Annotated in this window: 18 protein-coding genes; 15 read left to right on the top strand and 3 right to left on the bottom strand. The window is 66.0% G+C overall.

The window, feature by feature from the left end; translation table 11 throughout:
- Window positions 1-210: 210 nt before the first annotated feature.
- The 8 genes from OYT13_RS23620 to OYT13_RS23585 all read left to right on the top strand — a co-directional run bounded on the left by OYT13_RS23620 (window position 211) and on the right by OYT13_RS23585 (window position 8,914).
- The gene (locus tag OYT13_RS23620) at window positions 211-3,882 is read left to right on the top strand and encodes a hydantoinase B/oxoprolinase family protein (RefSeq protein ID WP_017233542.1); all 3,672 of its coding nucleotides are present in this window, start codon (window positions 211-213) and stop codon (window positions 3,880-3,882) included.
- Between the two features lie 156 nt (window positions 3,883-4,038).
- Window positions 4,039-4,440: a hypothetical protein gene (locus OYT13_RS23615; protein ID WP_150564587.1), complete on the top strand. Its 402-nt coding sequence runs from the start codon at window positions 4,039-4,041 to the stop codon at window positions 4,438-4,440.
- A 13-nt stretch (window positions 4,441-4,453) separates the two neighbouring features.
- Window positions 4,454-4,984 (top strand): hypothetical protein, encoded by a 531-nt coding sequence (locus OYT13_RS23610; RefSeq protein WP_268567012.1) that lies wholly within the window; start codon window positions 4,454-4,456, stop codon window positions 4,982-4,984.
- A gap of 103 nt (window positions 4,985-5,087) precedes the next feature.
- On the top strand, window positions 5,088-5,714 hold the full coding sequence (locus tag OYT13_RS23605) for a hypothetical protein (RefSeq protein ID WP_017233539.1): 627 nt from the start codon (window positions 5,088-5,090) through the stop codon (window positions 5,712-5,714).
- Entirely contained in the window at window positions 5,711-6,226 is a 516-nt protein-coding gene (locus tag OYT13_RS23600; RefSeq protein ID WP_017233538.1) for a tetratricopeptide repeat protein, read from the top strand. Before OYT13_RS23605 ends, OYT13_RS23600 begins: the two co-directional genes overlap by 4 nt.
- The gene (gene sctE / locus OYT13_RS23595; RefSeq protein ID WP_268567011.1) at window positions 6,223-7,746 is read left to right on the top strand and encodes a type III secretion system translocon subunit SctE; all 1,524 of its coding nucleotides are present in this window, start codon (window positions 6,223-6,225) and stop codon (window positions 7,744-7,746) included. Before OYT13_RS23600 ends, sctE begins: the two co-directional genes overlap by 4 nt.
- A gap of 60 nt (window positions 7,747-7,806) precedes the next feature.
- The gene (locus OYT13_RS23590; protein WP_017233536.1) at window positions 7,807-8,481 is read left to right on the top strand and encodes a hypothetical protein; all 675 of its coding nucleotides are present in this window, start codon (window positions 7,807-7,809) and stop codon (window positions 8,479-8,481) included.
- Window positions 8,482-8,485: 4 nt separating this feature from the next.
- Entirely contained in the window at window positions 8,486-8,914 is a 429-nt protein-coding gene (locus tag OYT13_RS23585) for a hypothetical protein (RefSeq protein ID WP_017233535.1), read from the top strand.
- A 6-nt stretch (window positions 8,915-8,920) separates the two neighbouring features.
- On the opposite strand, the gene OYT13_RS23580 is transcribed toward OYT13_RS23585, so the two are convergent.
- On the bottom strand, window positions 8,921-10,396 hold the full coding sequence (locus tag OYT13_RS23580; RefSeq protein ID WP_261939608.1) for an SLC13 family permease: 1,476 nt from the start codon (window positions 10,394-10,396) through the stop codon (window positions 8,921-8,923).
- Between the two features lie 238 nt (window positions 10,397-10,634).
- On the opposite strand from OYT13_RS23580, the gene OYT13_RS23575 reads away from it, so the two are divergent.
- Window positions 10,635-10,964 (top strand): GIY-YIG nuclease family protein, encoded by a 330-nt coding sequence (locus OYT13_RS23575; RefSeq protein WP_150564595.1) that lies wholly within the window; start codon window positions 10,635-10,637, stop codon window positions 10,962-10,964.
- Here OYT13_RS23575 and OYT13_RS23570 read toward each other — a convergent pair.
- A complete protein-coding gene (locus OYT13_RS23570) occupies window positions 10,936-12,138 on the bottom strand; it encodes a serine hydrolase domain-containing protein (RefSeq protein ID WP_261939609.1) in 1,203 nt (400 codons plus the stop codon). The genes OYT13_RS23575 and OYT13_RS23570 overlap by 29 nt on opposite strands.
- A gap of 482 nt (window positions 12,139-12,620) precedes the next feature.
- On the opposite strand from OYT13_RS23570, the gene mprF reads away from it, so the two are divergent.
- From mprF to OYT13_RS23555, 3 genes are all read left to right on the top strand, one after another.
- Window positions 12,621-15,344: a bifunctional lysylphosphatidylglycerol flippase/synthetase MprF gene (gene mprF, locus OYT13_RS23565; RefSeq protein WP_254441234.1), complete on the top strand. Its 2,724-nt coding sequence runs from the start codon at window positions 12,621-12,623 to the stop codon at window positions 15,342-15,344.
- A complete protein-coding gene (locus tag OYT13_RS23560; RefSeq protein WP_268567010.1) occupies window positions 15,341-16,942 on the top strand; it encodes a virulence factor family protein in 1,602 nt (533 codons plus the stop codon). Before mprF ends, OYT13_RS23560 begins: the two co-directional genes overlap by 4 nt.
- Before the next feature lie 149 nt (window positions 16,943-17,091).
- The gene (locus OYT13_RS23555) at window positions 17,092-18,399 is read left to right on the top strand and encodes a solute carrier family 23 protein (protein WP_017231774.1); all 1,308 of its coding nucleotides are present in this window, start codon (window positions 17,092-17,094) and stop codon (window positions 18,397-18,399) included.
- A gap of 90 nt (window positions 18,400-18,489) precedes the next feature.
- On the opposite strand, the gene OYT13_RS23550 is transcribed toward OYT13_RS23555, so the two are convergent.
- Window positions 18,490-19,404 carry a LysR substrate-binding domain-containing protein gene (locus tag OYT13_RS23550; protein WP_017231773.1) on the bottom strand — a complete coding sequence of 305 codons (915 nt, stop codon included), beginning with the start codon at window positions 19,402-19,404 and terminating at the stop codon, window positions 18,490-18,492.
- Window positions 19,405-19,771: 367 nt separating this feature from the next.
- On the opposite strand from OYT13_RS23550, the gene OYT13_RS23545 reads away from it, so the two are divergent.
- The 3 genes from OYT13_RS23545 (at window position 19,772) to OYT13_RS23535 (ending at window position 23,460) form a co-directional block, all read left to right on the top strand.
- Window positions 19,772-21,421 (top strand): DEAD/DEAH box helicase, encoded by a 1,650-nt coding sequence (locus OYT13_RS23545; RefSeq protein WP_268567009.1) that lies wholly within the window; start codon window positions 19,772-19,774, stop codon window positions 21,419-21,421.
- Window positions 21,422-21,573: 152 nt separating this feature from the next.
- Window positions 21,574-22,527, top strand: a complete 954-nt coding sequence (gene panS, locus OYT13_RS23540; protein WP_017231737.1) for a ketopantoate/pantoate/pantothenate transporter PanS — start codon at window positions 21,574-21,576, stop codon at window positions 22,525-22,527.
- Window positions 22,528-22,698: 171 nt separating this feature from the next.
- Window positions 22,699-23,460 carry a peptidylprolyl isomerase gene (locus tag OYT13_RS23535; protein WP_017231736.1) on the top strand — a complete coding sequence of 254 codons (762 nt, stop codon included), beginning with the start codon at window positions 22,699-22,701 and terminating at the stop codon, window positions 23,458-23,460.
- Window positions 23,461-23,836: the final 376 nt, after the last annotated feature.

The raw sequence follows: 23,836 nt of genomic DNA, 5'->3' as shown, positions 1-23,836 counted from the left end.
TGAAATACCGCGGCAGCCGTCGCTGCCGCGTCCGATGACTTCTCTTTAATTCTCCCGGTAGCGAGATTTGCGAGTGTGTGGCGCGGCGGACGACATCGGCCGCGCCACACGCCGGGACACGCGCGCCCCGCGCCAACACAGCATGACGACGGTGCCCCGGCACCGTCACCCCGTCGATTCACGTTTGACCATTGCTTTGCGAGTGACCCCATGACGAACGCCCTCACGCCCTCCGCTCAAAACCGCGCGCCTGCGCACCAGACCGCTTCACGCTGGCAGTTCTGGATCGACCGCGGCGGCACCTTCACCGACATCGTGGCGCGCCGCCCGGACGGCACGCTCGTCACGCACAAGCTGCTCTCCGAGAACCCCGAGCAATATCGCGACGCCGCCGTGGCCGGCATTCGTCACCTGCTGGACCTCGCGCCGGGCGAGCCGATCACGCCCGAGCGGGTCGAGATGGTGAAAATGGGAACCACCGTGGCCACCAACGCGCTGCTCGAACGCAAGGGCGAGCCGCTCGCGCTCGTGACGACGCAAGGGTTTCGCGACGCGCTGCGCATCGCCTATCAGAACCGCCCGCGCCTGTTCGATCTCGATATCGCATTGCCGGAGGCGCTGTATGCGGAGGTCGTCGAGATCGACGAACGTGTCGGTGCGCATGGTGAAATCGTGCGCGAACTCGATGCCGAGGCGACGCGCCGCGCACTGGAAGCGGTCTACGCCAAGGGGATCCGCGCACTCGCCATCGTGCTGATGCATGGCTATCGTTATCAGGCCCACGAAAAGGCGCTGGCGACGATGGCGCGCGAGCTGGGCTTCTCGCAAGTGTCCGTGTCGCACGAAGTCTCGCCGCTCATGAAGCTCGTCTCGCGCGGCGACACGACCGTCGTCGACGCGTATCTGTCGCCGATCCTGCGACGCTACGTCGAGCAAGTCGCGCAGGAAATGCCGGGCGTCAATCTGCAGTTCATGCAGAGTAGCGGCGGCCTCACCCGTGCCGACAACTTCCAGGGCAAGGACGCCATTCTGTCCGGCCCGGCCGGTGGCATCGTCGGGATGGTGCGCGCGTCGAGCGCGGCAGGCTTCGAGCGGGTGATCGGTTTCGACATGGGCGGCACGTCGACCGACGTCTCGCATTACCACGGCGAGTTCGAGCGTGTGTTCGAAACGCAAGTCGCCGGGGTGCGCATGCGCGCGCCGATGATGAGCATCCACACGGTGGCCGCGGGTGGCGGGTCGGTGTTGTCGTTCGACGGCACGCGTCTGCGCGTGGGGCCGGATTCGGCCGGCGCCAATCCGGGCCCGGCGGCGTATCGACGCGGCGGCCCGCTCACGGTCACCGACTGCAACGTCATGCTCGGCAAGATTCAGCCCGCGCATTTCCCGAAGGTGTTCGGCCCGCACGCCAACGAGCCGCTCGACCGCGATGTCGTGGTGGCGAAGTTCACCGCATTGGCCGCGGAGATCGAACAGGCGACCGGCCGCCATCAGACGCCCGAAGCGCTCGCCGAAGGCTTCCTCGAAATCGCAATCGGCAGCATGGCCAACGCCATCAAGAAGATCTCGGTGCAGCGCGGTCACGACGTGAGCCGCTACGTGCTGACGACGTTCGGCGGGGCGGGCGGTCAGCACGCCTGCGGCGTTGCCGATGCGCTCGGCATGACGAAGGTCTTCGCGCATCCGCTCGCCGGCGTACTGTCGGCCTACGGCATGGGCCTCGCGGATCAGACGGCGATGCGCGAGCGCATGATCGAAGCGCCGCTGTCAGACGACGGTCTGGCGGCGCTGGACGACGCGCTTGGCGCGCTCGCCGACGACGCAGTGAATGTCCTGCTCTCGCAGGGCGTGCCGCCGTCGCGCATCGACACGGTGCGTCGGGTTCATGTGCGTTACGCGGGCACCGATTCGGCGCTGGCGGTGCCGTTCGGTAACGTCGCACAAATGCGCGCTGCCTTCGAGGCGGCCTATCGTCAGCGCTATTCGTTCCTAATGGACGGCGCGGCGCTGATCGTCGAGGTGGCGTCGGTCGAAGCCATCGGCCGCTCGGACGCCCCCGTCGACATCGCTTCGCTCGATGCCCGCACGTCGGGCGCACCGCAGGCGGGCGATCGCGTGAAGCTCTACGCCGGTGGCGCTTGGCACGAGGCAGCGCTGTTTGCCCGCGATACGCTGCTCGCGGGTGACACCATCGATGGGCCCGCCATCGTTGCCGAGAAGAGCGGCACGACGGTAATCGAGCCCGGCTGGCAGGCGCAGATGAGCGCGCAGGGCAACCTCGTGCTGGCGCGCGTGGTGCCGCGCGCCACGCAACGCGATGCCGCTGACCGGGACACGCAAGCCGATCCGGTGCGTCTGGAGATCTTCAACAATCTCTTCATGTCGATTGCCGAACAGATGGGGCTGCGTCTGCAGAACACGGCGTATTCGGTGAACATCAAGGAGCGTCTGGATTTCTCGTGCGCACTGTTCGACCGTGACGGCAACCTCATCGCCAACGCGCCGCATATGCCGGTGCATCTGGGCTCGATGGGCGAGAGCATCAAGACGGTGATCGAGCGCAATCGCGGCGAGATGCGCGACGGCGACGTCTTCATGCTCAACGACCCGTATCACGGGGGTACGCATTTGCCGGACGTCACGGTCATCACGCCGGTGTTCGTGGGCGCGGACGGTGCCGCGAACGCCGAGCCGCTCTTCTACGTCGGCTCGCGCGGCCATCACGCGGATATCGGCGGGATCACGCCGGGATCGATGCCGCCGGATTCGACGCACGTCGAGGAGGAGGGGGTGCTCATCGATAACTGGCAACTGGTCGCGGCGGGCGAACTGCGCGATCGCGAGACGCGCGGGCTGCTGGCCGGTGCGCGCTACCCGGCACGCAACATCGACCAGAACATGGCCGATCTGCGGGCGCAGGTCGCGGCGAACCAGAAGGGGGTCGATGAACTGCGTCGCATGGTGAGCGAGTTCGGGCGCGACGTGGTGCTCGCCTATATGGGGCACGTGCAGGACAACGCCGAAGCCGCCGTGCGCCGCGTGATCGGCGCGTTGGCCGACGGGCACTATCGCTACGCGCTGGATAACGGGGCGGTGATCGAGGTGGCAATTCGCGTCGATCACGCCACGCAAGGCGCGACCATCGACTTCACCGGCACGTCGGCGCAGTTGCCGAACAACTTCAATGCGCCGCGGGCCGTGTGCATGGCCGCCGTGCTGTACGTCTTCCGCACGTTGGTCGACGACGATATTCCGCTCAACGCGGGCTGCCTGAAGCCGCTGACGGTGATCGTGCCGCAGGGCTCGATGCTCAATCCGGTGTACCCGGCGGCGGTGGTGTCCGGCAATGTGGAGACGTCGTCCGCCATCACCAACGCGCTCTATGGTGCGCTCGGACGCGTGGCGTCGAGCCAGGGCACGATGAACAACTTCACATTCGGCAACGAGACGTATCAGTACTACGAGACCATCGCGGGCGGTAGCGGTGCGGGTGAGGGATTCCATGGCGCCGACGCGGTACAGACGCACATGACCAACTCGCGACTGACCGATCCCGAAGTACTGGAGTGGCGCTATCCGGTGCGCCTGGAGAGCCACCGGATTCGCGTCGGGTCGGGCGGCGCGGGGCGCTGGCATGGCGGTAACGGGGCCGTGCGACGTATTCGCTTCCTTACCCCGATGACCGCGTCGATTCTCTCCAACAACCGCGTGCATGCGCCGTTCGGGGCGCAAGGCGGGGCGGTGGGGGCGCTCGGGGCGAACTACGTGGAGCGCGTGGATGGCACGCGCGAGACACTGGCGCACATCGGACGCACGCAAATGCAGCCGGGCGACATCTTTGTCGTCGAGACGCCGGGAGGGGGCGGGTTCGGCGTCGCGTGAGTGAATCGTGAGCGATAAACACGCCGCGCGAATGGGAAATCACTGAAGCGCGGCGTGATACCGGAAGGGAATGCTGCCTTTGCAAAGGCGAGCGTCGAGTGTCTTTGTACGATGCGTTATGTCTTTCGACTGACCGCAACATACGGAGGCGCTTCCATGTCTGACCCGTTGCAACATCCCACCCTCACGCCCCCCGCGTCCGTCGCTCCAGTGCAGGACGCGGCGGACGATCTTCTCGTTCAGTACGAACGCGCATGCGCCGACATGCAGCTGGCCGGGCGCAAGTTGCACCGCCAGATGCAGGACTACCACGCGGTGCTCGACGAAGTGGCGCGTCTCGAAGCGGCCGGCACCCCCGACGCCCGCGAGAAGCTCAAGCGTCTTGAGGCACTCGTGCGGAGCGAGGCATTTCAACGTGACGAACGTGAAATTCGTCGCATGACGGCGGCCCTTGCGCACACGCTCGACCGGATGCGCGCCGATGCGCCCGTGCCGCTCGCCGCGGCGTCAACCGTTCCCGCGAAGCGTGCGCCCGCCGTGCGCCGCGTCTGCGCCTGAGACGAGATTCGGCATGATCGATCGAATCTCCGGCACCCCATCCCCATCGCGCGCGTACACCGATGTCGCTGGCCAGCTTCGCGCCAAGCCCACCGATTCCCAAAATCCGCTGCTCTCGACGATCGCCGTCGCCAGCGATCAGTTGACTACCCTGCAATCGATGGCCGACGCGTGGCTGGCGCAGGCGCAAACGCGCATCAACGTCGCTCGCGACGCCCGCGATTTTGCAACGGTAGTGGGGGACATGGCGCAGCGGGCTTCCCTGGGCACGACTCCCGAAGGGTTGCCGCCAGCGCTGCGAGACTTCGCGATTCGGCACGAGTTGCTGTCGACTCAGGTCGCCGACACGCCGTTAGATGCGGCCGCTCTGAAGGCGCTGGAATCCCGGCTTCAGTCGCTGGCCCTGACCGACGGGGCGTCAAGCACTAGCGAGCAGATCCAGCTCAAACGTTTCGTTACCCGCTACGACAACACCCTCACGCTCTACAACGCGGTGATCGCCAAACTTGGCGAAATCATGAAGAAGATCGTGACCAGCATCTAACCCGCATCCAAAGATCCAAAGGGCCGCGCAGGTCTGCCGTCGCGCGTCGATATTGACGCGCGTTTGCCCGCCCCGATTTCACCGACTTCAGGAATCAAGTGTCATGACGCCTATCCAGTACGCCTCTTCCCGCCTCGTACCCTCGCAAACCGGACTCACGCGCGACATCAATGTCGGTGGCGTCACGAAGTCGCTAGATTTTCACGGAACGCTCGCGCAATACGCCATGTTGATGATGGAGATGAACAACGGCGAGGCGCAGCACATGATCCAGGAAATGCAGCGACGTCAGAAAGAGGGACAAGAGGCGCGCGAGGTCGGGAACCTGATCGAATCGCTGATCAACGACATCGGCTCGGACACGTCGAAGAAGAAAACCGTCGGTGACGGCATCCGGGCGTTCTTCGACAAGCACAACATCCAGATCACCGTGTACGGCGACGGGACGAAGAAGACCATGATGGAGTGGGAGTCGCGCACCAAGCGGGTCGGCGAGCCAGGCTACACCACACCGACGGGAGGCAACGCGCAATACAACGCGTCCGATCTGCGCACACTGAAGGCTGCCGCCGAGGGCTTCACCGAGCAGGCCTCTGACAGCCGCACGGTTGACCAGATCAAGATCAACAAGAAGCTGCAGGAGTACAACGGCGCCTCCACGCTGGTGAACACGATCTACAGTTCGCAGGGCTCGCAGCTCAACCAGATCAACGGGTCGATGCGCACATGATGGCGGCAACGTCCCTGGACACCGCGCCGCCGGCCCCGGGCGCGGACGACGCGCCAGCGATCCTTTCGCGATTCTTCGAACGCGGGGGCGCGCTGCGCATGCTGGCCGATCTGGACGAGGCGGACCTCGCGCGTGTGCGCGCCCATGCCTGCCAGCGGTTCGCCCAAGGCCAGATCGCGGCGGCGCAACGGGTGTACTTCGTACTCGCCACGCTCGACCAATGGTCGTTTGACGATTGGTTCGGGCTCGGCCTGTGCTACCAGCGACTCGGGCAGCACGAACAGGCGCTGCCGTGCTTCGCGAAAGCCGGCCTGATTCACGCGTCGGACCCGCGCCCGCCGTATCTCGCCGGGATGAGCTACGAGCACGCAGGCAACCGGGAATTCGCTCGCAAATCGTTTGACGCAACGCTGCGCATCTGCGGACAACTGCCTCAGCACGACAAGCTCGCCCGCTCGGCACGGGCGCGGCGCGACGCGCTGAATGCCACTTCGGATCCTAAATCAACATGACCGCCATTTATTCCCCACGAGCCGCGTACGCGCCTGCCTGGACCGGCAACGTCGGCAACGCGCCCGCAGCTGCCGTCGCCGTTGCGAACGACGTCATCGAGTCGCCGGATGCCGCTCGTCAACGACGCGAACGCTTGGACTGGCTGCGCACCGAGGACTTTGCGCCAGACCCGTCGACCGGCGTCGACTGGCAAGACGCCGACGACGCGTTCGCCCGCCTGCTGAATCGCCTCTTTGCCGTCGGCAGCGGACTGGCGGCGAACGCGCTGGGGGCGTCCAGCGCCGACGGCACTTCGAACGCCTCAACGCTCTCTGCGCTCGAGAACGTCGATCCGTCCACGCTGGCGATGATGGCGTCGATGATCGCGATGGACGCGCTGGGCGACACCGCGAAGTCCACGCAGCGGGCGCTGACGTTGATGGGCGAGCGTCAGGAAAAGCTGCGTCAGGAGGACATCAAGAAGTATCGCGAGCAGATGGACGCGAAGACAGAGGATGCCAACAAGGCCCGCAAAGGCGGCATCTTTGGCGTGGTGTTCGACTGGCTCATCGCGGCGGTCGACGTGGTGGTCGGCGCGGTCAAGGTCGTGACGGGCGTCCTCAGCATGAATCCGCTGATGATCGCGGGCGGTGTGGCCGATGTTGGCGCAGGCATTGCCGGGCTCGGCGTGGCGTTCCACAAGACGATGGCGCTCGTCGACCCGAAGAACGCGGCCTATCACGAGAAAGAAGCGACCAAGTGGGGACACGCCCAACTGGCGTTCCAGATGCTCGGCATGGTCATCGGCTTCGGCACGTCGATCAGGGGCTTCATTGCCAAGCGCGCGACGACCAAAGCCGCGAGCCGTGTGTTCAAGGCGGGCGCGGGCGAGGCGCTGGAGCAGGCGGTCAAGTCGGGCGACAAGGCTGCCGTCGCGGCGATCAAGTCTCGCGTGGTCTCCGAGATCGGTTTCGTCGTCGGCAACGAGGTCGGAAAGCGCGTGGGCAAGTCGCTGTTGCAAAGCGGCACGCAGAGCGGTCGCCGACTGGCGAAAGCGGGCTTCAATCGCATGGCCGAGCAGTTCACGCAGCAGATGGTCGAACAGATGGCCTCGCGCGCTTTCGACAAAGTCGCAAAGAACGCCGCGAAGCAAGTCGCCAAGAGCAAGGCGGTGACATCGAAGGAACTGACCAAGTCCTTCACGTCGAGCATGAATATTCAGGGCTATTTTGCCGTGGCGCGTGGCTCATGGTCGCTCTCGGGCGCACTGCGCGGCACGTTCACCGGCGCCAACGCCCTTGGGCAGGGGATCGTCGGCGCACAGCGCGCGAAGCTGCAACTCGAAGCGCGCGATCTCGGCGTCGACATGATGTGGCTGCAGATGCTCATGCAAATGAATGGCGACGACAAGAAACGTGCCGCCAAGCGGATGGAAACGCTCGTGGGTCAGCAGAGCGACATCGCAGTGTCCACGGGCGAGCAAGTGCAGAAAACGGGCGAGATGCGCATTCGTATCGCGGCCTCGTTGTCCCGGGCGTGAGCCCGCGCGGATCTTTCGGACGCGGTTTTCCGCCGCGTCGTCTACCTACGGAGTGATGACATGACTTATGCATTGAGTTCGACGTCGGCGAATCCGCGTCAGGCCGGTATTGCCGCCTCCGACGCCCAGCAACGCGCCGCGACCGACGACGAGGGCGCGCGCGTATTGCCGCGCATTCGCGAGCAGGTCGACGGCCTTCAATCCGCGCAGGCGCTCATCGCCCTGTTTCTCGCCATGCGGGTGGCAGAGCGCAACACCGACCAGGCGTATCGCACGCGTCACGATGCAATGGTCTTCGAGCGCGGCCAGACCGCGCGCAGCGAGAAGTACAACGCCAACAACTTGCATTACCGCGCCGGGCTGTATTCGGCCATTGGCGGTATCGTCTCCGGCACCTTCTCATTGGCCGGCGGTGTGGGATCGGGCGCGGCAGGGTTTGGGGGCGAGTTGGGCAAGTTGCGAGTGGTCGGCACGGCGGTCGGCGAAACGACCAAGGGCGTCAGCCAGTTCGTGAAGTCGCCGTTCGATGTCGTGTCCAACGACGATTCGCTTGCCGGACGCGATAACGATGTGCTTGGCGAGTTCGAGATGTCGCTCACCGAGGAGACGCGTCGCACGAACGATCGGCTGCGTCAGCGCATTGACGCGACCAGTGCGGACATCCGTGAAGTGTCGCGCGCGATGTACGGCATGATCGGCCAGCAAGTCACGAAGATGTACGACACCATCCGATAAGCCCATGACCGTTTGCGAGCGCGCCGTTGCGGCATTCTTCAGAGCCCACCGTTTCACGGCGCGCGTTGAAATCTGCGAGCGCACGCACGTCGAACTGGGACAGCGCGTCGAGAACGGCGAACTGTCCCTTTGTCATCGTCTCGACCGTGTGCCTGCCGGTGTCGTGCTGACGATCACCGACTTCCGCCTCGACGCCGAAGCGAAGGCAAGCGAGCATGCCGTGAGGCGCTTCTGCCAACTGATCCGGACACTGTTGCGCACGGTGCCCCATGTCGGCTACGTGCGCGGCATGATCCTGCCCGGCGTGAGCGACACGCGCGTTCGTGCGACACGTCTTCGCCTCGGTGCGATTCTCGAACGCGAGGGGGCGTTCTGGCGTGAGGAAGACGGCGATCGATGGCTGGTCTTCTGTCGGGAACCCAGCCGCCGATAGGGGCATTCAGGGCAACATGCCGAGCAGGTGCCACCAGAGATAGTCGAGCGGGAAGAGAAGGACGAGGGTGATGAGCGTCATGACGACGGTCAGCCGCGTGCCATCGCGCATGCCGACGCCGCCCAGATGCATCGCAATCATCATCGGCGGGCTCTGATAGGGCAGGAGGACGGTGGAGAACACCGGTACTTGCAACATCAGCACGGTGTAGAGCGGCAGGCCGCTCGCGCTCGCGAGCTGTCCCGCGAGCGGAGTGAGCACCGCCGGCAGACCGGGAAGCGTGGCGACCAGTCCGATGGCCGCGCCGATGGCGATGAGCCATGCGGCATTGATCGCGGGGGTGCCCGGCGTCATGCTCACCGCATCCAGGCATAGCCGTGCGAGCTTCTCGCCCAGCCCCGAATCCGCGACGACCGCGCCCACACCGAGAAAGCCCGCGACGTAAATAAGCGGCGTGATGTGCATCTGCTCGGTGAAGGTCTTGGGCGTGATGATGTGAATCGCGGGGAGCAGGCAGAGGATTGCCGCGGCAACGGAAATCCACGCGGGCGAGATGCCGTGCCAGGCATCGGTCGCGAATCCGGCGAGCGCCAACGCCAGCAATACCGACAGGCGTCGGGCATCGTTTGACAGCGGTGGTGGGGCACCGTTGGTCACCTGGGTGAGGGGGCCGTCGTCGGGGAACAGGCGGCAGATCACCCACACCAGAATGGCGGCCTTGAGCGCACCGAGCACAGGGAAGTGCAGCAGCAGGTAGGGCGCGTAGTGCAGCTTTACGCCGTAGAACGAGTCCGCCGCGCCCATGAGCACACTGTTCGGAATGTTGGCGGGCAGGATCGTCGTAGGCGGCATGTAGCTCGCGGCGGCGACCATCATCACGAGACCGGTGCGTCCGCGCCGACCCTCGGTGAGGCCGATGCGATCGGCGAGCGCGAGCACGATGGGGATCAGCAGCAGAATGCGTCCCGTCGTCGAGGGCATGACGAAAGCCAGACCCACGCAGGCGACCATCACTGACGCCACATAACGCGCATACGTTGGGCGCTTGAGTGCGAACAACGTCGCGGCCAGCCGCGCGCCGAGTCCTGTCGTGCGCACCGCGATACCCGTCACCGCACCCCCAAAGACGAGCCACCACGCAGCCGAATGAAACCCGGCAAAGATCACTTCCGGCTTCGCGACATGCAGCAGGACGGCGAGCAGGAAGAACGTCAGCGTGGTGATCGGCTCCGGGAACAGGCCGAAGGCCCACGCCCCGATGGTGAACAGCACGAGCACGGCGGCCTGTGCCGCGGTGGGCGACAGGCCAAGGGCGGAACTGCCATGGCTGGCGGCCCACAAGGCGGCAGCGAACATCCCGTAAATGACGTAACCGCCAAGGGTGCGCACGCGTGAGCGCAGGCGTTCGCGGCGTAATGCGTCGGCCGCCGAGGGGCGGTGATGGCGGGGATCAGGGGTGTCCGGCGAGGCGGATTCGGTCATGGCGCTTGTCGTTGTGGTGTTAGGCCAGGCAGGCGTGTTACGCGGTCCGGCGGCGATGGGGGGCGCGCTTGCATCGCCGTGGGCATATCGTATGCTAGCGACTTCGACAGCGTCACCCGATCAGGACAAATTCCGTCGCGAACATGCCACGCTCTGTACTCGTGCCTGCCCAGTGCCCCAACGTCTTTGCCATACCGCGCAGATCGCACGACTTCCGCCACGAATCGTGGGCGACGCGATGACGGCTGTCCCACCGAAGCCCTGGTTCCTCTACCTGCTGGAGTGCGCGGGCGGTCGCATCTACACGGGCATCGCCGTCGACGTCGAGGCGCGATATGCGGCGCACGTCGCGGGCAAGGGCGCACGCTTCACGCGCGCCTATCCGCCATTGCGCATCCTGCTCTCGCTCACCTTTGCCGATCGCTCAGCCGCCTCGCGGGCCGAGTACCGCGTCAAGCAACTGAGCGCGTCGCAGAAGCGCGCGCTCATTGCCGGCACGTTCCCTTGCGATCTCGGCGATGTCCGCGCCGCCGCCGACTTCAAGGCACCAGGCGTGCCTGACGAATGATCCGGCGCACGTCGCGCTGGATCGCGCCGAACTGGCCGCGCGACGGAATTGGCGACACCACGAGCGCCCAACTGTCGCCGGGTACGGTCTTCTCCACCACGGTGTAATAGGTCGACTGGGTGCGGAAGAAGTCGGCGATGCCGTCGTGGCTGATGCGATAGTTTCGCTCGCCCGCGCCGGGCACCATGAATACGCCAAGCGTGTAGTAAACGTCGCGATCCGCGCTGACCGGGCCGGACCGCTTGTCGAGCAACAATGTGCGCAGCGTCTTCTCCGTGAGCAGGCTCGGCCGGCGAATGTCGAACACGCGCCACACCTTGAGCAGCGCGCTCGTCGACATCTGCCACCCGGCGAACGGAGCCAGCAGACGCCAGTTGTCGGGCAGGGTGGCGCCGGTGATGCCAAGCGGCGCGAAAATGTGCGTTTCGCAGAAGTGCTTGTAATCGTCGCCGGAAACCGCTTCGATCACCATGCCGAGCAACAGGTACGACACGTTCGAGTAGACGAAATCGGACTTGCCGGTCGAGTGCCCGGCGTCGCCGGCGTCGAGATAGTTGAAGAAGTCCGCGCTGCCGCCCACACGCCGGATCGCCAGTCCGCTGAACAGGCCGTTCACGGGATCGTTGTAGCCGTTCGTGGCAAGCCCCGCGCGATGCGCGAGCAGGCGTCGCACGGTCAGCTCGCGCAACGACGGGTCGAGCGGCTTGCCGTGCTGTTTCGAATAAGTGTCGAGCAGATCGCCGAGTGTTGCGTCGAGCGAGAGTTTGCCCGCCTGCACGAGCAGCGCGATGCCGATGGCCGTCACCGACTTCGACAGGCTGGCGACGGGCAGCAACTGTCGGACGTTGTCGCCCGACGTGGCCGCTTCGAGCCCCACGCCAGCATCGGATTCCGTGCGCAGCCACACATGCGACAGGTTGTAGCGCTCCTTGAGCTGCGCCACGCCCTGCGTGAGCGTCGCCTGGCCGATGGGCACCGCCGGTTGGATCGGTTTGGGCGCGCCGGATGACGGCAGCGCCACGACCACCGGATTCGTAATCGCGGCAACGGGCGACGACGCCGCTGCCGACGTGGACGTGGCCGTCGACGCGGTTTGGGCGAGCGCATGGCCCGCGGTCATTAACATGGCAGTGCCCAGCAAGGCACTCAGGACACCGACGACAGCGCGGCGCACGGAGGCACTCCGTCGCCCCGTCGCGAGAGCGACGACATGCTCGTTGCGCCGCGATACCCGCGGCATTGTCAGACGTGCCCCTGCCGGACGGCTGTGCCGTTCGACGTACATTTTCTATTCCCCCCGCGCACGATGCTTCGAACCACAAATCGACTCTCTTCGGAGACGGAAAGGTTCGGGGTGCGCACGTGTCGCTTTGCGGCGCTCTTCGATATCGAAGTTTAGGAAAAACTTCGTTCAAATAACCAGTAAAAACGCTGAATTCTACATTAAATTGCATTTATGGAGATCAAACACCCATAGTGGCGCACAATCGCGCGGTGGCAACGTCGGGCGGCCGGGGCGGCTCCCGATCCGTCGCCGACGAGACCTGTAACGCATCGCGGTGTAAGCTATCGCCCTGACAGGCTCTGACTCGCCCACAGGCCATGGGAGCGGCGTCCCGTAGGTGACGTCGTGCCGGCTGAAGGATCGACCGATACATGACTGAACCCTCCCGCGCGCGCCCGAGCCGGCCCGCCGATGCACCTTCCTCCGTGGCGCTGCCGATGGACGCCGTTGCGGCGTCCGCCGGTGGCGGGGCCGCGGGCGGCCCGCCCGAGCCGCCGCCCGCCGACGAAGCCGCCTGGTTTGCGTTGCCCGCGCCCCTGCGCTGGCTCCGGCGCGTGCCGTGGACCGCGGCCCGGCCGTGGCTGATCGCGGCCGGCGTCGTTCTGCTCGGCCTCTTTGTCTTCGACGCGTTGCATCACATGCTGCGTCACGTGCATTACGACGACATCGTTGCCGAGATACACAACACCCCCGTGACGCGTCTGGCGCTTGCCATGCTGGCAACCCTGGCGAGTTACGCGGCCCTCACCGGTTACGACATCTCAGGCCTTGGCTTCGCCGGGGCGAAGGTCAAGCGCTCGACGGTCGTGCTCACCTCGTTCATCGCCTACGCGCTCGGAAACTCCGTCGGTCTGGGGGTGCTCACCGGCGGCACGGTGCGAATGCGGATGTACGCCGCCGCGGGCGTCGATGCATCGAAGGTGGCGCAGGCGGTAGCGTTCAACGCCGGCGCGTTCGGTCTCGGCATGACCGTGTTCGGTTCGCTCGGCATGTTGTGGGGTGCGTCGCGCGTCTCGGCGCTGGTGCCGATTCCGGCGTGGGTGTTGCAGATGCTCGCCTTGCTGCTGCTGGCCGGCGCCGCCGCGTTCCTGGTACTGTGCGCGCGCAAGCGCACGGTGCGCTTGCTCAACCGCTGGCCGATCCCGCTGCCGCCGCTGCGGGTCGCGGTGCGCCAGTTGCTGATCTCGGCCGCCGATCTGGGCATGGCGGCCGCCGCCTTGTGGTGTTTGCTGCCCGCCAACGTGGTGGATCTGCCGACCTTCGTCGTCTTCTATGCCATTGCCATGGCGCTTGGCGTACTCAGCCACGTGCCGGGCGGCGTGGGGGTGTTCGAAGCGGTGATTCTGCTCGCGACCAACGGGCACGCACCGATCAGTCAGGTGGCGGGGGCGCTGGTGCTCTATCGCGGTATTTACTATCTGCTGCCGCTGATGCTTGCCGCCTGTCTGCTCGCCGGGTTCGAGTTGCGCCAGGGCCCGGCGGCGCCGATCGGCCGGGCGGCGGTGCGGCTCTTCCCCGGCCTGTTGGCGGCGCTCACGCTCGTTGCCGGGGTCATGTTGCTGATCTCCGGTGTGACGCCCGCCACGCGCGACGCGGAAGACTTCCTTCGCCACCACGTGCCGCTGTTCCTCGTTGAAGTGTCGCACTTGCTCGGCAGTGTGGCGGGGCTGGCCATGCTGTTCCTCGCGCGAGGTCTGCTGCACCGGCTTGATGCCGCCTGGTGGGGCTCGCTCGGCCTGACGATCATCGCTGCCGTCCTCGCGATTCCCAAGGGCATTGCCGTGTCGGAGTGCTTCGTATTGGCCATGCTGGCGACGCTGCTGCTCGTCTCGCGCGAACAGTTCGACCGGCGCTCGTCGCTTTTCACGCAAACGTTCGAGCCGGGCTGGATCATTGCCGTGCTCTCGGTGCTCGGGGCCTGTACCTGGCTGATGTTCATGGCGTACCGGCGCGTCGAATACGCAAATCAGCTTTGGTGGCAGTTCACGTTCGACGGCGATGCTCCGCGTTCCATGCGCGCGTTGATGGTCGTGGCCGTGATCGGACTCGGGCTGTCCTTGTGGCAATTGCTGCGTCAGTCCGCCGGCGCGATCGTGCCCGCGAGCGAGGAGGAACTGGCGCGCGCGCGCGCCGTCATCCGCAAGCAACCGGCCGCCGACGCCTGTCTGGCGCTGATGGGCGACAAGAGCTTCCTGTTCTCGCCGTCTGGCAACGCTTTCATCATGTACGCAAAGCATCGCCGTTCGTGGGTGTCGCTCTCGGATCCGGTGGGCGACCAGAAGGAGTGGCCCGAACTGATTTGGCGCTTCATCGAGCTGGCCGATGCGCACGGCGGACGCGCGGCGTTCTACAAGACCCGCCCGCAGGCGCTGCCGCTCTATATCGACGCGGGACTGCGGGCCTTCAAGCTCGGCGAGGAAGCGTTCGTCTCGCTGCCGGAGTTCGGGCTGCAAGGCGCGCGTCGCGCCAATCTGCGGCATGGGGTGGCGCGCGGTGAACGCGAAGGGTTGACGCTGGAGATTGTGGCGGCGGAAGACGTCGCGCCGCATCTCGCGGAAATGCGGCGCGTATCGGACGCGTGGCTTGCGCGCCAACATACGCGCGAGAAGGGTTTCTCGTTGGGCGCGTTTACCGACGCGTACGTGGCGCGCCAACCCGTGGCGCTTGTGCGCCGCGAGACGCGCCTCGTCGCGTTTGCCACGTTGATGTGCCCCGACGTCCAGCGCATCGAAGCGAGCATCGATCTGATGCGGCAGGTGCCGGACGCTCCCCCCGGCACGATGGACTTCCTGTTCGCGAAGCTGATGCTGCACTTCAAATCGCAGGGCTATCAGCGTTTCGGTCTGGGAATGGCCCCGATGTCGGGCATGGAGACGCATCAGCTTGCGCCCCGCTGGCATCGCTTCGGCCGCATGATGTTCGCGCACGGTGCTCGCTTTTACAACTTCCGCGGGCTGCGCAGCTTCAAGGACAAATTCGATCCGCAATGGGAGGCGCGTTATCTGATGACGCCGGGCGGTATCGCACCGATGCTCACGCTGGCCGACGTGGCGTCGCTGGTGGGCGGCGGATGGAAAGGAATCATGACGAAATGACAGGTCACACGATGGCGAAGCACGACAAGGCGGACGGTGGGCAGGCGAGATCGCGCAAGCGCGGGCGCGGCGAGGGCGCGCCGCGCTGGGTCCGCCGCGTCGCGGCGAGTGCCGCGACAGGGGCGGTGATGATGACGTCCGTCGCCGCACTGGCCCAGACGCCGGCACCCGCGCAAGCCCCGGAGATCCTGACGCATGGCCGCTTCGAGAACGTGCCCATCTTCCGTCCGGAAGGGGCGCCGAATGCGACGGTGCTCTTTTTCTCCGACGACGACGGCTGGACGCCGCGCGCCGAACGGATGGCTCGCGCCCTCGCGGACACCGGCGCGTTGGTGGCCGGCATCGACACGGCACGGTTGATGGCGAATTACACCAAGGACGAGATCGCTTGCGTATATGCGGCGGGCGATCTCGACAACTTCGGTCGATGGGTCGAGGCGGCCGTCAAGCTGCCCGGCTACACGCCGCCCATTCTCGTCGGCGACGGTGTGGGCGGCACGTTCGCCTATGCGATGCTTGCGCAGGCGGGTAACGATACGTTCTCCGGCGCGCTGTCCGTCGACTTCTGTCCGGTATTGCCGATGTCCCGGCCGTTGTGTCAGGGCGAGGGGGTGCACTTCGGACGCGGTATCACGCACACGGCCGGCGGCGCGCCGATGCGATTGCTGCCCGCGCCCGTCATGAGCGCACCATGGGTGGCAATGGGCGGGCCGGTCGGCGGACCCAACGCGCGCGCGCCGCGCTGCCCGGATCACGTGGCACAGGCGTTCGCCGCCCGCACGCCGAATTCGAGCTGGCTCGTCGGTGGGCTGGCGGGCAGCCTGGGCGCGATGGAGGTCTCCGGCACGCCCGCCGAGACGGGCACGCCGCCGACGTCCGTGCTGGCCGATTGGGTGACGCAGTACAAGAACGCGTTCCGGCGTCTGAACGCGCACCACGTGGCGGGAACGGCCCGGCCGCCCGCCGCGGTGGCCGATCTGCCCGTCGTCGAGGTGCCGGCCACCGGCAAGCCTGCCCCCAATATGACCGACACGTTCGCCATACTGATGTCGGGCGACGGCGGTTGGGCCGGACTCGACCGCGATGTCGCGGGCGCGCTCTCGGCGCACGGCATTCCGGTGGTGGGCGTGGATTCGCTGCGCTATTTCTGGTCGGCGCGCACCCCGGCTTCCGGCGCGCTCGATATCGACCGCCTCATGCGCTTCTATCAGACGCGCTGGAACAAGAAGCGCGTGATCCTGATCGGCTACTCGCAAGGGGCCGATGTGCTGCCGTTCATGGTCAATCGTCTGTCGCCGGTGGCCCGCGAGCGGGTGGCGCTGCTGGTGCTGATGGGACTCGGGCAGAAGGCGGACTTCGAGTTCCGCATGACCAATTGGGTGATGTCGAGCCAGAACGGCCTGCCGATTCGTCCGGAGGTGGAGCGTCTGCCCGACGGGATGGCGATGTGCATCTATGGGGCCGACGAAGACGACAGCAACTGTCCGGGGCTCGATCCCAAGCGCGTTCAGGTCGTCAAGATGCCCGGCGGGCACCATTTCGACGGGAACTACACTGGGCTGGCCGACGTGATTCTCCAGGGCGTCGCCAAGCGGTGACGGCCGATGGCGGAGCGGCGCCGCTTGGCGCGCCGCCTTGCCTTCCGTGCAGTGGCTCCGTACACTGCCGCCAGTTTTCCCATCGACCCACGTCCCGCACCTTCCGCACCGTTCGGATTCGGCGGCACGACACCCAGGAGAAGATCGACATGGCAGAGGGTTATTTCCCGAAGTGGCGGCAGCAGGACACGGCCTCCGGCCGCGTGATCGCCCCCGATGAGCGCCTGGCGTGGCCGCAAACCATCGCGATGGGCGTGCAGCACGTGGTCGCCATGTTCGGCTCGACCGTACTTGCACCGCTGCTCATGGGGTTCGATCCGAACCTTGCCATCTTCATGTCGGGGATTGGCACGCTGCTCTTCTTCGTGCTCGTCGGCGGACGCGTACCCAGCTATCTCGGCTCGAGCTTCGCCTTCATCGGCCTGGTCATCTCGGTGACGGGCTATGCGGGCAGCGGGCCGAACCTGAATATTCCGGTGGCGCTCGGCGGGATCATCGCCTGCGGCGTGCTCTACGCCATCATCGGCCTGATCGTGATGGCCGTCGGCACTCGCTGGATCGAAGCCCTCATGCCGCCGGTGGTGACGGGCGCGGTCGTCGCCGTCATCGGCCTGAACCTCGCGCCGGTCGCGGTGAAGGGCGTCTCGGCGACGCCCTTCGACACGTGGATGGCGCTGGCGACCGTGCTGTGCGTCGGTCTCGTGGCGGTGCTCGCGCGCGGCATGGTGCAACGCCTGTTGATTCTCGTGGGCCTGCTGCTGGCCTATGCGCTGTACGCCGTGCTGACCAACGGCATGGGCCTCGGCAAGCCGATCGACTTCGCCGTGGTGGCCCATGCCGCCTGGTTCGGCCTGCCGCACTTCGCGGCGCCAGTGTTCAAGCCGGAAGCGATGGTATTGCTCGCCCCGATTGCCATCATCCTTGTGGCGGAGAACCTCGGACACATCAAGGCGGTAAGCGCCATGACCGGGCAGAGCCTCGACCGCTACATGGGCCGCGCCTTCCTCGGCGATGGTCTGGCGACCATTGTGTCGGGCAGCGTCGGGGGCACGGGCGTGACGACTTACGCCGAGAATATCGGCGTGATGGCCGTCACGAAGATCTATTCGACGCTGGTGTTTGCCATGGCGGCGGTGATCGCGCTGGTGCTGGGCTTCTCGCCGAAATTCGGCGCGGTGATTCAGACGATTCCGGGTCCGGTGCTGGGTGGCGTGTCGATCGTGGTGTTCGGTCTGATTACCGTGGCCGGCGCGCGCATCTGGGTGCAGAACAAGGTCGACTTCTCGGATAACCGCAACCTGATCGTCGCCGCCGTCACGTTGGTGCTCGGCGCGGGCGACTTCACGCTGAAGTTCGGTAGCTTCTCGCTGGGGGGCATCGGTTGCGCCACGTTCGGCGCCATCATCCTCTACGCGTTGCTGCGCGGGCGTGGGGCGTCGGCACCGGCGGCGATGTAGGTCGACTCGCTCGCCTCACCGGTCACACCGGACGCGCTGGACCGGCTGGATTCGCCGGAATTGACGGCACGAGAGATCACGGCACGATGATTACGTCGTGCCGTTTTCATTGGTGACAGCGGGTGTGGCCTGCAGCCGTTCAAGCAATTGCCGCGCGTAGACAGGCAGGGCGTCGCGCTCACGCACGCACAGCACCAGCGTGCGCAGGGCCCACGCGTCGGAGAGCGGCACGATGCCGAGGCCCAGCGCGGCGGCCGAGCGTGCGGCGGCGCTCAGCGGCACGATGCCCAGCGCGGCCCCCGCCGCCACGGCGCGGCACAGACTGTCGAAGTCTCGCAGGCGCACACGGTAGTGCAACGGCCGACCGGCTCGCCTGGCGTGCCCGTCGAGGTGCTCGGCCAGTGCACTGTGCTCGGGCAGGCCAATGAACTCCGAGTCCAGAACGTCGATGAAAGCCACCTCGGCGCGCGAGGCCAATGCGTGCCCAGGCGGCGTGACGACCACCAGCCGGTCCTGCCGGAATGGCACCGTCTCGAGCCCCGTCAATTCGATCCAGTCCGAGACCACGCCAATGTCGGCGGCGCCTTCCAGGACCGCTTGCACGACGGCCGGGCTCGTCTGCTCGCGCAGGGAGATCTCCACATTCGGATGCTCGGCGAGGAATGCCCCCAGCAGATCCGGCAGAAACTCGGACATCGCCACGGTGTTCGAGGCAATACGCACGTTCCCCCTGAGCCCAGCCGCGTATTCGCCGAGTTCGCCGCGCATCTGCTCGATCTGGGCGAGCACGCGCCGGGCGTGAGCGAGCAGGGCGCGGCCAGCGGGGGTGGGCATTACGCCCTGGCGGTGGCGCATGAAGAGCGCGACGCCCAGCGCCTCTTCGAGCCCGCGGATACGGGCGCTGGCAGACGCCAGTGTCAGATGGGCGCGCTCGGCGCCGCCGGTGATGCTGCCGGCTTCGGCAACCAGCAGGCACAGTCGCAGGTCGGTCAGGTCGAATCGCACGGGGCAGGCAGGCCGGGAGGCTTCGGGGGCAATGACGCCAGTGTAGCGGCTTGGGCGATAGGCGCGCAGACACCCGGTGGAACGTCCGAATTTCGGACCCCGGGGAGGGCAAATGGCGATGCCGACTGACTTGGGAAAGGGCGCATGGTAAACTACGCGCTTCCAAGACACGGCCGTACCCGCGACGGCCTCGCCCGCCAAGCCGCTTGATTTCATTCGCCGGCGGGTCGTCTTGCAGGCGTCTTTCGGCGCATCGCCCTAATGAGCGCGATGCCTGTCGCACGCCCTACGCGGGCATTCCCTCAAGAACACACAACATCGATACGCGCGGGGACACACTTCGTGGAGTCCGCGCATTGGTCCATATATGTCTTTTGAAAAGCTCGGCCTGTCGGCCGACATCCTGCGTGCCGTGGCCGACCTTGGCTACACGCACCCGACGCCCATTCAACTGCAAGCGATTCCGGCCGTCCTGCAAGGCGGCGATCTCCTCGCCGGTGCCCAGACCGGGACCGGCAAGACGGCGGGCTTCACGCTGCCTATCCTGCAAATGCTCTCCACGCGTGCGCGCGCGGCGGCGGCCAACGGCAAGCGCTCCGTGCGCGCGCTCGTGCTGACGCCCACGCGCGAGTTGGCCGCCCAGGTCGAGGAAAGCGTTACGCAATACGGCAAGTACCTGCCGCTCACGTCCATGACCGTGTTCGGCGGCGTGTCGATGGTGCCGCAGGTCAAACAATTGGCGCGCGGCGTGGACATTCTCGTCGCGACCCCTGGCCGTCTGCTCGATCACATGCAGCAGAAAACGGTCGATCTTTCTGGCGTCGAGATTCTCGTGCTGGACGAAGCCGACCGCATGCTCGACATGGGCTTCATTCGCGATATTCGTCGTGTGCTGGCGGTGCTGCCGTCGAAGCGCCAGAACCTGCTGTTCTCGGCCACGTTCTCCGACGAGATCAAGCAACTGGCCGACGGCCTGCTCAAGTCGCCCGCGCTCATCGAAGTGGCGCGTCGCAACACGACGGCGGAAACCGTCGCGCAGAAGATCCACCCGGTCGATCGCGACCGTAAGCGCGAGCTGCTCGAACACCTCGTGCGCGAGCACAACTGGTTCCAGGTGCTCGTGTTCACGCGCACCAAGCACGGCGCGAACCGGCTCGCCGAGCAGCTCACGAAGGGCGGCATTCCGGCGCTCGCCATTCACGGTAACAAGAGTCAGGGCGCCCGCACGCGAGCGCTCGCCGAATTCAAGAGCGGCACATTGCAGGTGCTGGTTGCGACCGATATTGCCGCGCGCGGCATCGACATCGACCAGTTGCCCCACGTGGTCAACTTCGACCTGCCGGAAGTGGCGGAGGACTATGTCCACCGCATCGGCCGCACCGGACGCGCCGGCGCAAACGGCGAGGCCGTGTCGCTTGTGTGCGTGGACGAGCATCAACTGCTCACGCAGATCGAACGTCTCATCAAGCGCACGATCGATCGCGAAGTGATCCCGGGCTTCGATCCGGATCCGCATGCCGTGGCGCAACCGATTCGCAAGGCGCAACAAGGCCGTGGGGCCGGTGGTGGACGGGGCGGGCGCGGCGGCGACGACGACGACGCGCGCCAACCGGCCCGCGCCCCGCGTGAAGCGCGTGAGCCGCGCGATGGCGGTCGTGGCGCACGCCAGGGCAACGAGCCGAAGGCGCGTCGCGAAGGCGAGCGCGGTGGCCGAAAGAACAGCAGTGCCGTGAACGGCGGAAATGCGGGGCACGGCGCGCAGGTCGCGAACGCGGGACAAGGCGGGCAGCAACGCCATCAGGCGCAGGCGCCCAAGCGTCAGGGCGATGCCCAACGCGCGGCCACACCGGCGGCCGGTGCAGCACGCCAAGGTCGCGACGGCCGCACGGGGCAGACCGCCTCGCGCGGGCAAGGAGGCGGCGCGGAGCGCGGCGATTTCGCACAGCGCGCGCCGCGTCCGGCGCGTCGCGACGCGGTTGGCGGCGCCTTGCTGATGGGCAAGGCAAAACGCGACTGAACGGCTCAGGAAGGGCATCGGGCGCAAATTAAGTAAAATATTAAGCTTTTGCGCCCGGTGGCCCGGGCGTGGCAGGGACAATGAGGCGTCAGGCAAGGCGGCCTCATCGGCTCACCCGCGCACGTGCCGCATTCCCCTTCCCTGAGGATTTCATGATCGCCCGTATTACCCGGCTGTTCCCGTTGTGGGCTCTGCTGCTGTCCGTTTCCGCTTATTTCTCGCCGGGCAGTTTTTCCAGCGTTACGCCGCACGTCACGGCGCTCCTGACCGTGGTGATGTTTGCGATGGGCGTCACGCTCACCGTCGACGACTTCAAGCGCGTGCTCACGCGACCCGCGCCGATCGTCGCCGGGGTGGTGTTGCACTATCTCGTGATGCCGCTGGCCGCCTGGGTGATCGCGCGCGTGCTGCACATGCCGCCCGATCTGACGGCCGGCATGGTGCTTGTGGGCAGCGTTGCGAGCGGCACAGCCTCGAATGTCATGATTTATCTCGCCCGCGGCGACGTGGCCCTGTCGGTGACGATCAGCGCAATGTCGACGCTCGTCGGCGTGTTCGCGACCCCGCTGCTCACGCGCTTGTACGTCGACGCCTCCATCGTGGTCGACGTCGAGGGCATGCTGCTGTCGATTCTGCAAATCGTGGCGCTGCCGATTGGCGCGGGCCTGCTCATCAATCGCTATTTCGGTCGTGCGGTGCGCGCGGTCGAAGGCTATCTGCCGCTCGTGTCGATGATCGCGATCGTGCTCATCATCGGCGCGGTAGTCGGCGCGAATCAGGGCAACATTGCCACGGTGGGCCCGTTGGTGATGCTCGGTGTCGTGTTGCACAACGGTCTGGGCCTGCTGGGCGGGTACTGGGGCGGTCGTCTGCTGGGCTTCGACGAATCGATCTGCCGCACGTTGGCCATCGAAGTCGGTATGCAGAACTCCGGCCTGGCGGCAACACTCGGCAAAATCTACTTCACGCCGCTCGCCGCACTGCCGGGGGCGCTCTTCTCGGTCTGGCACAACTTGTCGGGCTCGCTGCTCGCGGGCTACTGGCGGGGTCGTCCGACCGGCACCGCCAACGATGCGCCGGCGGTGGTCACACGTCCGTCTCACTGAGTGTTTTCGTGCGCCGCATGCGAGTGTGTGCGGCGCGCAACGGCCGCCCACACTGTCATCGCGGGCATTTGCCTTTCTGACGCGCATCGCCTACAACTTCGATATACCGTCGCGCCCCGGCATGCGAAGCGGCGCGACCGGTGGCAGTCAATGTTTTGGCGGGAGTGCGTTATGTCTTTGCGAGTCAACGGAATTGTCATCGACGCACGCCGCGTCGCCGATGAGATCGATCAGCATCAGGACGAGGCCGATCCGGAAGTCGCCGCACAGCACGCGTTGGTGAGTCGTGAATTGCTGCGCCAGCGCGCATTCGACTTGCGTTTATTCGACAAGAACGACGCGATGCCCGCGAGCGACGACGCTATCGTCGATGCACTGTTCACGCGGGACGTTCAAGTGCATCGTCCCACCGACGCCGAATGCCGGGCTTACTTTCACGAACACGCCGGGCAGTTCCGTGTTGGCGACCGGGTGCAGGCGAGTCATATTCTGTTTGCGATGTCGGCGAGCGTGCCGCTGTCGACGACCTTGGAGCGGGCGCAGTCGGCACTGGATGCCGTGCGCTCCAATCCCGATTCGTTCGAAGCGGTGGCGCAATCGATGTCGGATTGCCCGTCAGGTCGCACGGGCGGAAGTCTAGGTATGCTCGCGCGTGGCAGTGGCGCACCCGAGTTTGAGTTGGTGCTGTTTTGTGGCGACCGACTCGGCGTGGTGCCGAGACTGGTCAACACGCGCTACGGTTTCCACGTTGTGCGGATCGAACGCCGGGTGAAAGGACACATGCCGCCCTACGAACGCGTGGCCGAGCGTATCGCCGCGCAGTTGTACGAGCAGGCGCGTGCGCGGGCACTGCGGCACTACGTGGCGCTGCTCGCCGGTGTCGCCGAAATTAGCGGCGCCAACGACGATGACGGACCGGTGCGTGTGCAATAGCGGATGGTCGGCTGTCGGAACGGCGTGCGTGTCCAGCCAGGTGCGGCAGGGCGCGCGAGTGTGTCGATGGACTGATCGGGCAACGTCGTAGCGTTCAGTGTAGTGTCCCAAAGGGCTGGGTTCTGTGTCAGGCAGAACCCAGCCCTTTCGTTTTTCCGCGCCACGCAGCGCGTTCGGTGAGGCAGCGCACCGCGCCCGCGTTGCCGTCGTCATGTGCCATCCAATGATGGAATTGAGATCCAACGCGTTGCGGAGTTCACGTTTGCGATCGCTCGTGTTGAGCACTATCGGTGACCGCCCGATGAGATGCGAACGATGAACCGCGTTCGCCTATCCTTAGGATGTCGTGATATTCAGGTGTCATTTTCACGATACT

This window comes from Pandoraea sp. XJJ-1 (assembly GCF_026802345.1).
In the GTDB taxonomy this organism is placed as follows: Bacteria; Pseudomonadota; Gammaproteobacteria; order Burkholderiales; family Burkholderiaceae; genus Pandoraea; species Pandoraea cepalis.
This window is presented reverse-complemented; position numbering and strand designations above follow the sequence as displayed.

Excerpts from the sequence above, each read along its gene's own strand:
- OYT13_RS23620 (WP_017233542.1), top strand. The coding sequence starts at position 211 with ATGACGAACGCCCTCACGCCCTCCGCTCAAAACCGCGCGCCTGCGCAC.
- OYT13_RS23615 (WP_150564587.1), top strand. The coding sequence starts at position 4,039 with ATGTCTGACCCGTTGCAACATCCCACCCTCACGCCCCCCGCGTCCGTC.
- OYT13_RS23610 (WP_268567012.1), top strand. The coding sequence starts at position 4,454 with ATGATCGATCGAATCTCCGGCACCCCATCCCCATCGCGCGCGTACACC.
- OYT13_RS23605 (WP_017233539.1), top strand. The coding sequence starts at position 5,088 with ATGACGCCTATCCAGTACGCCTCTTCCCGCCTCGTACCCTCGCAAACC.
- OYT13_RS23600 (WP_017233538.1), top strand. The coding sequence starts at position 5,711 with ATGATGGCGGCAACGTCCCTGGACACCGCGCCGCCGGCCCCGGGCGCG.
- sctE (WP_268567011.1), top strand. The coding sequence starts at position 6,223 with ATGACCGCCATTTATTCCCCACGAGCCGCGTACGCGCCTGCCTGGACC.
- OYT13_RS23590 (WP_017233536.1), top strand. The coding sequence starts at position 7,807 with ATGACTTATGCATTGAGTTCGACGTCGGCGAATCCGCGTCAGGCCGGT.
- OYT13_RS23585 (WP_017233535.1), top strand. The coding sequence starts at position 8,486 with ATGACCGTTTGCGAGCGCGCCGTTGCGGCATTCTTCAGAGCCCACCGT.
- OYT13_RS23580 (WP_261939608.1), bottom strand. The coding sequence starts at position 10,396 with ATGACCGAATCCGCCTCGCCGGACACCCCTGATCCCCGCCATCACCGC.
- OYT13_RS23575 (WP_150564595.1), top strand. The coding sequence starts at position 10,635 with ATGACGGCTGTCCCACCGAAGCCCTGGTTCCTCTACCTGCTGGAGTGC.
- mprF (WP_254441234.1), top strand. The coding sequence starts at position 12,621 with ATGACTGAACCCTCCCGCGCGCGCCCGAGCCGGCCCGCCGATGCACCT.
- OYT13_RS23560 (WP_268567010.1), top strand. The coding sequence starts at position 15,341 with ATGACAGGTCACACGATGGCGAAGCACGACAAGGCGGACGGTGGGCAG.
- OYT13_RS23555 (WP_017231774.1), top strand. The coding sequence starts at position 17,092 with ATGGCAGAGGGTTATTTCCCGAAGTGGCGGCAGCAGGACACGGCCTCC.
- OYT13_RS23545 (WP_268567009.1), top strand. The coding sequence starts at position 19,772 with ATGTCTTTTGAAAAGCTCGGCCTGTCGGCCGACATCCTGCGTGCCGTG.
- panS (WP_017231737.1), top strand. The coding sequence starts at position 21,574 with ATGATCGCCCGTATTACCCGGCTGTTCCCGTTGTGGGCTCTGCTGCTG.
- OYT13_RS23535 (WP_017231736.1), top strand. The coding sequence starts at position 22,699 with ATGTCTTTGCGAGTCAACGGAATTGTCATCGACGCACGCCGCGTCGCC.